This window comes from Sorangium sp. So ce131, from assembly GCF_051519095.1.
In the GTDB taxonomy this organism is placed as follows: domain Bacteria; phylum Myxococcota_A; class Polyangia; order Polyangiales; family Polyangiaceae; genus Sorangium.
The window spans coordinates 716,214-726,796 of record NZ_CP150455.1; the positions used below are offsets into that span (position 1 = coordinate 716,214).

General features: G+C 75.2%; 11 protein-coding genes. 5 read left to right on the forward strand and 6 right to left on the reverse strand.

What is annotated here, in order from left to right; genetic code table 11:
• Positions 1 to 73 precede the first annotated feature (73 nt).
• Positions 74 to 994 (forward strand): type III pantothenate kinase, encoded by a 921-nt coding sequence (locus WMF43_RS02640; protein WP_437677300.1) that lies wholly within the window; start codon positions 74 to 76, stop codon positions 992 to 994.
• Positions 991 to 2,019 (forward strand): FecCD family ABC transporter permease, encoded by a 1,029-nt coding sequence (locus WMF43_RS02645; protein WP_437677302.1) that lies wholly within the window; start codon positions 991 to 993, stop codon positions 2,017 to 2,019. The genes WMF43_RS02640 and WMF43_RS02645 overlap by 4 nt, the downstream gene beginning before the upstream one ends.
• Before the next feature lie 87 nt (positions 2,020 to 2,106).
• Here WMF43_RS02645 and WMF43_RS02650 read toward each other — a convergent pair whose 3' ends face one another.
• The 4 genes from WMF43_RS02650 to WMF43_RS02665 form a co-directional block, all read right to left on the reverse strand.
• Entirely contained in the window at positions 2,107 to 2,505 is a 399-nt protein-coding gene (locus tag WMF43_RS02650) for a (deoxy)nucleoside triphosphate pyrophosphohydrolase (RefSeq protein ID WP_437677304.1), read from the reverse strand.
• Between the two features lie 90 nt (positions 2,506 to 2,595).
• Positions 2,596 to 3,729, reverse strand: coding sequence for an FHA domain-containing protein (locus tag WMF43_RS02655; RefSeq protein ID WP_437677306.1), 1,134 nt, complete (start codon positions 3,727 to 3,729; stop codon positions 2,596 to 2,598).
• 321 nt (positions 3,730 to 4,050) lie between these two features.
• Positions 4,051 to 4,665, reverse strand: coding sequence for a Holliday junction branch migration protein RuvA (gene ruvA / locus WMF43_RS02660; protein ID WP_437677308.1), 615 nt, complete (start codon positions 4,663 to 4,665; stop codon positions 4,051 to 4,053).
• Positions 4,662 to 5,162 carry a hypothetical protein gene (locus tag WMF43_RS02665; RefSeq protein WP_437677309.1) on the reverse strand — a complete coding sequence of 167 codons (501 nt, stop codon included), beginning with the start codon at positions 5,160 to 5,162 and terminating at the stop codon, positions 4,662 to 4,664. The genes ruvA and WMF43_RS02665 overlap by 4 nt, the downstream gene beginning before the upstream one ends.
• 222 nt (positions 5,163 to 5,384) lie before the next feature.
• On the opposite strand from WMF43_RS02665, the gene WMF43_RS02670 reads away from it, so the two are divergent.
• The 3 genes from WMF43_RS02670 to WMF43_RS02680 all read left to right on the forward strand — a co-directional run bounded on the left by WMF43_RS02670 (position 5,385) and on the right by WMF43_RS02680 (position 9,208).
• A complete protein-coding gene (locus WMF43_RS02670; RefSeq protein WP_437677311.1) occupies positions 5,385 to 5,789 on the forward strand; it encodes a hypothetical protein in 405 nt (134 codons plus the stop codon).
• The gene (locus tag WMF43_RS02675) at positions 5,786 to 7,120 is read left to right on the forward strand and encodes a LysM peptidoglycan-binding domain-containing protein (protein WP_437677313.1); all 1,335 of its coding nucleotides are present in this window, start codon (positions 5,786 to 5,788) and stop codon (positions 7,118 to 7,120) included. Before WMF43_RS02670 ends, WMF43_RS02675 begins: the two co-directional genes overlap by 4 nt.
• A gap of 333 nt (positions 7,121 to 7,453) precedes the next feature.
• On the forward strand, positions 7,454 to 9,208 hold the full coding sequence (locus WMF43_RS02680) for a tetratricopeptide repeat protein (protein WP_437677315.1): 1,755 nt from the start codon (positions 7,454 to 7,456) through the stop codon (positions 9,206 to 9,208).
• Between the two features lie 15 nt (positions 9,209 to 9,223).
• On the opposite strand, the gene WMF43_RS02685 is transcribed toward WMF43_RS02680, so the two are convergent.
• Complete coding sequence (locus WMF43_RS02685; RefSeq protein ID WP_437677316.1) at positions 9,224 to 9,694, reverse strand: hypothetical protein; 471 nt, start codon at positions 9,692 to 9,694, stop codon at positions 9,224 to 9,226.
• Between the two features lie 176 nt (positions 9,695 to 9,870).
• Positions 9,871 to 10,374, reverse strand: coding sequence for a hypothetical protein (locus WMF43_RS02690; protein WP_437677318.1), 504 nt, complete (start codon positions 10,372 to 10,374; stop codon positions 9,871 to 9,873).
• Positions 10,375 to 10,583 lie beyond the last annotated feature (209 nt).

Sequence of the window (10,583 nt, forward strand, 5' to 3'; positions counted from 1 at the left end):
GCCCGCGCGCCCGGCGCCGCGGGCATTTTCCGCGTGGCGACCGGCGCGCCGCAGAGGATAGATTCCCGCGGGCATGCTGCTCGCCATCGACGTCGGGAACACCAACATCAGCTTCGGGGTGCTGGAGGGCGAGGCGCTGCGGCACCACCTCCGCTGCGAGAGCGCCCGGGCGCGCACCGCGGACGAGTACGCCGTGCTCGTGCGGCAGATGCTCGACCTGCGCGGCGTCCCCCTCGCCCGCATCGACAGCGCGATCATCGCGAGCGTCGTGCCGCCGCTGACCGACACGATGGTGGGGCTCGTCGAGCGGGCGTTCGGGATCGAGCCGCTCGTCGTGGGGCCGGGCATCAAGACCGGCATGGCGATCCTCTACGAGAACCCGCGCGAGGTCGGCGCCGACCGGATCGTCAACGCGGTCGCCGCGCACGAGTGGGTGAAGCGGAAGGCGGAGCCCGCGCGGCCCCACGGCGGCGGCAGGGCCGAGGCGCCCGAGCGCGCCGTCGCGCCCGAGCGCTCCGTCGCGCCCGAGGCCGGCGGCGAGGCCGCCCCCGGCGTCATCGTCGTCGACTTCGGCACCGCCACCACGTTCGACTGCGTGACCCCGAGGGGCGAGTACCTCGGCGGCGTGATCGCGCCCGGCATCCAGATCAGCGCCGAGGCGCTCTTCTCCCGCGCCGCGCGCCTCTCCCGCGTGGAGATCGCGCTCCCGCCCCGGGTCGTCGGGCGCAACCCCGTCCACTCGATGCAGTCGGGCATCGTGTACGGCTACGCCGGGCTCGTCGACGGCCTCGTGGGGCGGCTCCGCCGCGAGCTCGGCTACCCGTGCCGGGTCGTCGCGACGGGCGGCCTCGCGCGGCTCATCGCCCCGCAGACCGAGACGATCGAGGCGGTCGACGACGACCTCACCCTCACCGGCCTGCGCCTGCTCTACGAGCGCAACACCGCGCCGGCCGCCTCCGCGCCGCCCGCGGCGCGCGCGGGTGATCTGGATTGACGGCCCCCGCGCCCGGCCCCGCGCTCCCCGCCGAACGCGCGCGCCCGCTCGCGCTCGCCGCGGCGCCCGCGGCGCTCGGGCTCGCGCTCCTCCTCGCCGTCCTGCTCGGCGCCGAGCCCGTCTCGGTCGAGCGCGCGATCGCGGGCCCGGGCCTCGACCGGACCCTCCTGCTCGACGTGCGGCTGCCGCGCGTGCTGCTCGCGGCCGTCTCCGGCGCCGGCCTCGCCGTGGTCGGCGCCGCCTTCCAGGCGCTGCTCCAGAACCCGCTCGCCGAGCCGTACGTGCTCGGCGTCTCCGGCGGCTCCGCGCTCGGCGCCGCCGTCGCGATCGCGCTCGGCGTCGGCTCGGCGACCGTGCTCGGCGCCACGCTCCTGCCGGCCGCGGCGCTCGCCGGCGGCCTGGTCGCGACGGTGCTCGTCTATGCCATCGCGCGCGGCGCGGCCGAGGGCACCTCGGGCGCCTCGATGCTGCTCGCCGGCGTCATCGTGAACTCCATCGCCTCCGGCCTGATCACCTTCCTGAAGACGGTCGTCTCCCCGTCGCGCTCGCAGCAGCTGCTCCGGTGGCTCATCGGGTTCGTCGAGCTGCCCACGACCTCGGCGCTGCTCGGCGTCGCCGCCTACGTGGCCGCGGGCTGCGCGGTGCTGCTCGCCGACGCCGCGCGCCTGAACCTGCTCGCGCTCGGCGACGAGTCGGCCGAGACGCTCGGCGTCGACGTGCGCGCCGTCGAGCGCCGCATCTTCTTCGCGTCCTCGTGCGTCGTCGGCGCGATCGTCAGCCGCACCGGGCTCATCGGCTTCGTCGGCCTCATCGTCCCGCACGCGGTCCGCCGGATCTGGGGCGCGGACCACCGGCGGCTCCTGCCGCTGTCGCTCGTCGCCGGCGCGGTGCTGCTCACCACCTGCGACCTCCTGGCGCGGCTCCTCTTCCGCTGGCTCGGCACGGAGCCGCCCGTCGGCGCGGTGACCGCCGTCCTCGGCGGCCCGCTGTTCCTCGTGCTGCTCCGCCGAACGCCGCGGATGTGATCGCTTGGTTCAACGTTAGGGGCTCCGGTTCGCCTGGCGGCGCCCTCCGCCCAAAATCGGTTCGACGCGTGGGGCTCAAGCCCCGCGTCAGACCATGCCGAGGAGCTTGTTCATCGTGGCTTCGTCCGCGGGCGTGAACGGGTACCGATCGAACTCGGCGCTCGTGACCCAGCGGAACGCGTTCACGGCCAGCGAGGCGAGCTCGCCGCTCTTGATGTGACACTCGTAGAGGTACAGGTCGACCGTGTACCGCTCGTACGGGTGGCTCACGAACGAGATCAGCTGGCCCACCTCGATCTCGACGCCGAGCCGGTGCCGGACCTCGCGCCTGAGCGCGGCGGCGTCGGTCTCGGACTCCTCGACGCGCCCGCCCGGGAACTCCCAGAGCATCGGCAGCACGGCGTTCGGGCGGCGCTGCGTGATGAGGTAGCGGCCGTCCTGTTCGATCACGGCGGCGACCACGCGGATGGTGCGGACACTTTCCATGGCGAGTGCCTCAGGGATCCCCAGCGTACGCCGGGGTGTCGAAATGTGCGAGCGGGACGGTCTCGTCCCGCCGCGATCGGTCGCGCTCCCTCACACGGTGATGCGGAACAGCTGTTGCCCCATGAGAAGGATGTCGCCGCTCCCGATCTCGGTCTCGCCGAGGACGCGGAGGAAGGTGCCGTTCGAGCTGCCGAGATCGGTGAGCAGCAGCCGGCCGCCCTGGTACGCGATCTGGCAGTGGAGCCCGGAGACGTAGCCGTCCTCGGGGAAGAGGATGTCGCCGCGCTCGCGCCCGAGGTGCAGGCCGGTGTCGGGGACCGGGAACGCGTTGCCCGTCGCGTCCCTGCCGATGATCAGCGCGAGCCGCGCGACGTAGCCCTTCGATGGGCTGCCGAGCCGCTCCACGCCGTCCGGCGTCGCGGGCGCGGGGGTGAGCGCCTCGACCCGGATGAGCTCCTGGCCGATGCGGAAGATGTCGCCGCTGTCGAGCGGCACCGGCGCGTCCCGGCGCAGCCTCCGGTAGACGCCGTTCAGCGAGCTCTCGTCCTTGACGAAGACCTTCCCGCCCTTGATCGAGAACGTCGCGTGGCGCGGGGAGAGGTAGCTGTCGCCCGCGAAGATCGACCCGGCCTCGCGGCCGATCGTCGTGGGGCTCCCCGGCAGCGTGTACGAGCCGGCCTCGGAGCCGTCGGCCCGCAGCGCCGTCAGCAAGACGCTCACGTTGCCCGCCGGGGCGGGCGCGATCGGCGCGGGCGCCTGCGAGGGCAGGTTCGCCGGCTTGACGAGCTTGAAGCCGCAGAGCGCGCAGAACTTGTTCGTCGGCGGGTTGGGCTCCTGGCACTGCGGGCAGACGACCGTCCCCGCGCCGGCCGCCGCCGCCGTCGTCGGCCCCGTCGGCGCCGCGGCCGCTCCCGCCGCGGCGGCCGCGGCCTTCTTGCTCGTGCCCGTGTCTTCCCCGCGGACCGGCACCGAGAACGCCGCCGGATCGACGAGCGCCGGAGGCGGCGGCGTCGCCACGGGAGGCCCCTTCGCGGCGCCGGTGCCGATGGCGGTCGGCTCGTCGCCGAAGCTCATGTTCGACCGCACGGCCGCCGGCACCCCGTGCGGCGGCGTGCCCGCCGCGAACTTCTTCGGCGAAACGTCGCGAGGCAGCTCGGCGCCGCAGCCGAGGCAGAACTTGTAATGGTCCTGATTGTCCTTGGAGCACTTCGGGCAGGTGATCACCAGGCCTCCTCACAACGAGAGACCGAACGGGGGTCTCAGGGCAAACGGCGGCGGGAGCATATTCGCCGGGGCCGCCTTCTGTCGACTGTCTGTCGACCGTTCGACGTCGCGGCACGTCGCGGCACGTCGCGGCACGTCGCGGCATGTCGCCGCACGCCGCGGCATCCCGCCACGTCCGCCGCGTCTGCTGCCGTGCGCCGCCGTCCGTCACCGTCGTCACCGTCGTCACCGTCGTCACCGTCGTCACCGTCGTCACCGTCGTCACCGTCGTCACCGTCCGATTGCGGGCTGCTCGCCGGAGCGGCGGGCGCCGCGGGCGGCTCACCTCGACAGCAGCGCGAGCGCGTCCCGCACGAGCTCGCCCAGCGGGGCGGTCTCGACGCGCGCCCCGAGGGCGGCGACGGCGCGCTCGGCCTCCGCGGGCCGGTAGCCCATGCGGGTGAGCGCGCTGTGCAGGAGGTCTTGCTTCGAGCCGGTGGGCGCGGGCGGCGGGGCGGCGGGGGAGAGCGGGGCCGAGGGGAGGGCGACGAGCTTGTCCTTCAGCTCGAGGACGAGCCGCTCGGCCGTCTTCTTGCCCACGCCGGGGATGGCGGTGAGGCGCGTGGTCTCCCGGCGCGCGATCACCGCGGCGAGCTCCCCGGCGGCCAGCGCGCTGAGGATGGCCACCGCGATCTTCGGGCCGATGTTGGAGATGCCGATGAGCACGCGGAAGGCCGCCCGGTCCTCGCGCGTCGCGAAGCCGTAGAGGAGGAGCGCGTCCTCGCGCACGTGCGTGTGGACGAACAGCGTGATCCCCTCCGCGTCGGCGGCGATGCCCCGCGCGCGGCCCAGGGTGCCGAGCGGGACGGTCACCTCGTACCCGACCCCGACGACGTCGAGCACGACCGTGCCCTCGTCGCCCTCCTCGACGACCCGGCCGGTGAGCCGGCCGATCAATTGAGCTCGGCCCCCTGCGCGATCCAGCGGCGGATCGTGTCCCGCTCCGCTGCGGGCAGGATGTCGCCGCCGAACGGCATCGGCGCCTCGCAGCGGTCGGGCGCGCACTCGAGGTCGGGGCAGGTCAGGGTGCGGTCGACCTTGTGCATGAGGAAGCTGTTCGCCGGATCGCCCGCCGCGATGCGCGGCATCCCCGACGGGGCCCTGGACGCGACGCCGACGTTCTGGCTGCCGATCGCGGCGATCTGCTCGTCCGTGGCCTCGGTCCCCACCCCCGGGCCGAGGTACGCGAAGCCGGCCGAGCCCGCCTCGGCGCCGTGGCAGGTCGCGCTGAACGCGCAGGCGCGCTGGAACACGGGGAGGACGTCGGCCCGGAAGCTCACCTCGGGGCTCGCGCCGTCGAAGCGGCTGTAGTCGAAGCACGCGGTCGCCTCGGGCTCCTCGCCGTCGTCGCCGCACCCGGCGCCGGTGAGCGCCGTCGCGATCAGGGAAATCAAAAGGAGTCTTCGCACGTGGAGCCCTCGCGGTCCGATGTCGGGCGGGACGCTAGCAGAACTGCGCGCGACCCGTCACGGCCGACGTCGCGCCGGGGAGCCGGCGTCCGCGCCGGGGGCTCGCGCTCAGCCTACCCGCCGCCGCGCCGGGGGCCGGCGCTCCGCCTCGCCCGGATCGCCGCGCGTTTGGCCGCCCGGCGCGGCGGCGGGTAGGCTGGGCGCCGCATGAGGATTCGCCCGGGCATCTGCTCGATGGGGTTGTCGTTCGCCGCGCTCGCCGCCGGGTGCGGCGGGGGCCGTGACGGGGTCGAGCGGCAGCTGTCCGAGCTGCGCGCGGAGCTCGTGCGGGTGCGCGCCGACAACGCGGTGCTCGCGGACCGGCTCGGCGCGCTGGAACGCGCGCGCGGCCACGCCCGCGGCGCGGCTCGCCCGCTGGCGACCGAGCCCGCCGCCGCGCCCTCGGAGGAGCCGGACCGGCCCGACCTCGAGGTGGTGCGGCTCGCCCCCGAGGGCGACGGCGCGCGGCCGCCGGTGCTCCGCGGGACCACGGGCGGCGTCGCGATCGATGAGGATCCGGGCGACCTGTCCCCCGGCCCGCCCCCCTCCACCGTCTCGAGGCGCAAGCGATGAAGATCCACGCGAAGGCAACGCTGCTCCCCCTCGTCATTCTGTTCGCCGCGGCGCCGCCCCCGGCGCTGGCCCAGGACGAGGGAGGCGAGGCGGGCGCCGCCCCGGGCCCGGGCGTCACCGTGGTGCAGGTCCCGCAGCCCGCGCCGACGGTCGAGACGCAGGTCGTGGTGCCGGGGTACCCGCAGCCGGGGTTCGATCCGAACGCGCACCTCCCCTCGAGCGCGCGGGGCACGACGGACGTGGCCCGCTCGGGGGACGGCTTCGATCTGAACCGCCGGGGCGAAGGCCCGGCGTCGGTGCGGGGCAGCGAGAGCGGGAGCTACGTGGTCGAGGGGCAGTTCGTGCCCGAGACGCACTCGGTGCGGCGCGGCGACACGCTCTGGGACATCTCGGGCAGGTACTACACGAACCCGTACGCGTGGCCGCAGGTCTGGGCGCTGAACCCGCAGCTCCAGAACCCGCACTGGATCTACCCGGGCGACACGATCCGGCTGCGCGACCCGAACGAGCCGACGACGCGCGGCAGCCTCGGGTTCGGCGCGAGCAAGGCGGGCGCGGGCGGCGCGCGGGTGCCGCCGAAGACGATCTTCCTGCGCGGCCTCGGCTGGGTCGACGACGTGGACAAGGACACGTGGGGAGAGCTCGTCGCGAGCCCGGAGGATCACATGCTCCTCGGGGAGGGCGACGACGTCTACCTGAAGCTCGAGGACGATCACGAGGTCGCGATCGGCCAGGAGCTCACGATCTTCCGCGAGATCAAGAAGGTGCGGAGCGGGGGCGTGAGCGGCGAGCTCGTGACCGTGCGCGGCACGGCGCGCGTGGACCGCTACAACCCGAAGACGCACATGGTGCGGGCGCAGATCGTCGAGTCCATCGACGTGGTCGAGCGCGGGGACCGGGTCGGCCCGGTGCTCCGCCGCTTCGACGTGGTGCCGCCGACGAGCACCGACCAGGACCTCGAGGCGCGCATCATCGCGTCCGTCTACCCCTACCAGCTGTTCGGCCAGTTCCAGGTGGTGTTCCTCAACAAGGGCGAGAAGGACGGCGTGAGGCCGGGGCAGCGCTTCTTCGCGGTCCGGCGCGGGGATCGCTGGGTGCAGCAGCTCGGGGGGGCCGGCCAGATGGCGACGGTCAGGCCGCGGGTGCAGGACGAGCGGCCGGCGCAGGTCGACAACCTGAAGTACGGCTTCGACGAGGAGCTGCTGCCCGACGAGACCTACGCCGAGCTGCGCGTGGTCCACGTGCGAGAGCGCACCGCCGCGGCGATCGTGACGCACTCCATGTACGAGGTGGAGCGCGACGCGACGCTCGTCTCCCGCAAGGGGTACTGACCCGAAGGCCGCGCGCGGGCAGCCCGAAGGCCGCGCGCGGGCAGGCGGGCAGGCGGGCAGGCAGCGCGCTGCGAGCCCCGGCGCCGCCCGGGGCGAGCCCCCAGCGCGCCGGCGCCCGCGGCGGATCGCGTGAGGGCGCGAACCGCGGCAGCGCGGGCGCACGCGCGGGGCGCGCGCTCGTGGCCGGGACGGCGCGCGGCGTGGCCGGCCCGGCCGAGACGGCCGAAATAGCCAAAACGGGCAAAACGGCCGAAACACACGCGGCGACTTCGCGGGCACGGGCGCAATGTTGCTACGAGGAGCGCGCCGCCACGGTATGATGGTAGCTCCGCCATGCGTCCTCGCGCAGACGCCCAGTTCGAGTCGAAGGGGGTGGATGGAGAGCCTCCTACCCAGCGTTCTTTCGAGGGCGTGGCGGAGTGCTACGCGCCGCCCAGCGCTCCGAAGAGCTCACCGCAGGGCGCGCCGAGGAGCTCGCCCCACGGCGCGCCGAGGAGCTCGCCCCACGGCGCGCCGAGCAGCGCGCCGAGGAGCAGCTCGCTGGGCGAGGCGCTCGGCGACGGCGCCGGGGTGCGGTCGTCTCGCTCGAGCGCCGTTCCGCCGACCCTCGAGGGCGTCCCGCCCGAGGCGCGCGGCCAGGCGCTGAGGGAGCGGGGCCACCTGCTGCTCCGACGGAACGACTACGCGAGCGCGGGGCGCGACTACGACGAGGCGCTCGCCGTGTACCGGGCCTCGGGCGACGTGATCGGCCAGGCGCAGGTGCTCATGGACCGCGGCGCGCTGCGCCTGCGGGAGGGCGCCGCGGTCCAGGCGGTGCGCGACTACGACGAGGCGTTCGCCCTCTTCCAGACCGCCGGCGACCGCGCGGGGGAGGGGGAGGCGCTGCGGGCGCGGGGCTTCGCGCGCGCGGAGGAGGGGGATCTCGGCGGCGCGGTCTGCGACTACGATCAGGCCATCCAGCTCTTCCAGCTGCTCGGCGATCGCGAGCCGCTGAAGGCCCGCGCCGCGCCGCGAAAGACCGCGGCCCCTGGCGAGAGCGACAAGGAGGGCGGGAGCGCGAGGGCGTCGGAGCCGCCGCGGGCGCGCGTCTACGGCGCCGCGCACGGGCGGGCGCTCAAGGCGCGCGGCGATCTCCGGGTCCGGCTGCGCAACCTGCCGGGCGCCGCGCGCGACTACAGCAGCGCGCTCGCGCTGTTCCAGGGCGCGGGTGATCGGGCGGGCCAGGCCAGCGTGCTCAAGGCGCGCGGCGACATGCGCCTCGGCCAGGACAACGTGTCGGGCGCCGCGCGCGATTACGACTGGGCGCTCACGCTCTACCAGGCGACCGACGACCACCTCGGGCAGGCCAGCGTGCTCAAGGCGCGCGGCGATCTGCGCTCCCGGCAGGAGGACCTCACGGGGGCCGAGCGCGACTACGATCAGGCGCTCGAGCTGTTCACCGGGATGCGCGACCTGCTCGGGCAAGCCGCCGTGCTCAAGGCGCGCGGCGACCTGCGCGCGCGCCAGGAGGATCTCGTGGACGCGGTGCGCGACTACGACCGGGCGCTCGCGCTGTTCCGGGCCGGCTTCGAGCGCCGCGGCCAGGCGGCCGTGCTCAAGGCGCGGGGTGATCTCCGGCGCAAGCAGTTCGAGCTGGTGGCGGAGCTCGTGGGCGTCGCCGCCGCCGACGCGGCCGATCTGGAGGAAGCGCTCGCGGACTACGACCAGGCGCTCACGCTCTTCAACGCGCTCGAGGACGGCGGGGGGCAGGCCGGCGTGCTCAAGGTGCGCGGCGATCTGGCGCGCATCCAGGGGGATCTCGGCGCCGCGCTCGAGCTCTACCTGGACGCGAAGCGCCTGCTGGAGGTCTCCGGCAACGCATCGGAGCTCTCCGCGGTCCTCGCCGAGATCGCCCGGACCCACGCGCTCGCGGGCCGCGCGGCCGAGGCCCGCGGGGCGGCGGAGCAAGCGCTCGCGCGCGCGGATCGCGCGACGAGCGCCGAGGTGCGCGAGCTGGCGGAGGCGGTCCTCGGCGGGCAGATCGCGGCGCGCCGAGACGAGTGCTCCACGCGGGATCCGAGATCGCCGCGCGGGTTCAGGCGCTCCTGACGAGGGCGAGCGGCGTCACCCTCTGCCGCGCGAGGGCTTGCCGCCGCCGTCGGTGCGCGGCGCGGGTTTGCCGCCGCCGCCGGCGCGGGGCGCAGGCTTGCCGCCGCCGCCGGCGCGCTGCGCGGGCTTGTTGCCGCCGCCGGCGCGGGGCGCGGGCTTGCCGCCGCCGGTGCGCGGCGAGGGCTTGCCGCCGCCGCCGGTGCGCGGCGCGGGTTTGCCGCCGCCGGCGCGTGGGGCCGGCTTGTCGCCACCCGCGCGCGGCGCGGGCTTCTCCGGCGGCGCTTCCGTCGTCCGGACCACGAGCAGCGCTCGCCCGCGGTCGAAGGTCGGCGTCACGCTCACGTAGCCGTTCTCGCGCGCGAAGCCCGCCATGTCGCCGCGGTGCTCATCCATGTACCGGCTGAACCGCGTCCAGAGATCGCGCGCTTCGTCGTCGGGGAGGGGCGCGCCGTCGATGGAGGCGGCGAGGTTCGATCGGTCGCTCACGGGATCCTTCACGCGTGGCGGGGTGGCGTGACCGGCAGGGCGCGCCCTTCCACGCGGCGGAAGCGTGCCTGGAGGCGCGCAGCCCGGCAAGACCGCAACGAGCGCGGCCGCGCGTCACGCCCTCTTGCGTGGACAGGGCGGCCCAGGGCCGCCGTCAGGGCGGCCGCGACTGTCCTTCATCGCTTGCTCCGTCCCGGCGACGCCGCGCCTGCCAGCGCCCTCGACGGATGCCCGAGCCACCCCAGCCGCGCCGCCGAGCGGGCTCGCTCCACGAGATCGGCGCCGGCCTGCAGCGCGCGCGTCGCGTCGCCCCCCAGCCAGAAGGACGTGCCCAGGGGTCGTCCGCTCGCGCGCCAGTAGACGGCGAACGTCGCCAGCGCCTCGGCGCGGACCGTCGCGCTCGACGCTTCACCGTCCAGCCGGCGGACTTGCTCCGCGACGCACACGAGCGCCACGGCGTGCTGGTACAGGAGAAGGGGCGAGGCCGGCGCGGCCTGGCGCACGGACCGCCGTCGGGGTCGAGCCCCGGCGCCCCGGCCCGCCGGGGTTGGGGTCGGGGTCGCCGGACCGTCGCCCGCGGCGAGGAGGTGGGCGAGCGCCTTCTGGTAGCTCTCCCCGGTCTCGTTCATGCGCGAGAGGACCCGCGCGCGCAGCTTCTTGTTCGCTCGTCGATTCGGCATTCGACCGCTCCCTGCGACCGCGCCGCGTCGTCCCGGCACGACGGGCGGTCGCTCTGGAGGATCGTGACGAACCGCCCGAAGGGCCTCGCCCTCTTCGCCCCTCGCACGGGCCCTGCCGGGAACGAGCCGTGAGGAGCAGGGCCCGGGAAGGGCCCTTCGCCAGAGAGGGTCGCGCGGAGGCGGGCCGGGGTCAAGGCGCCCTGGCTCGT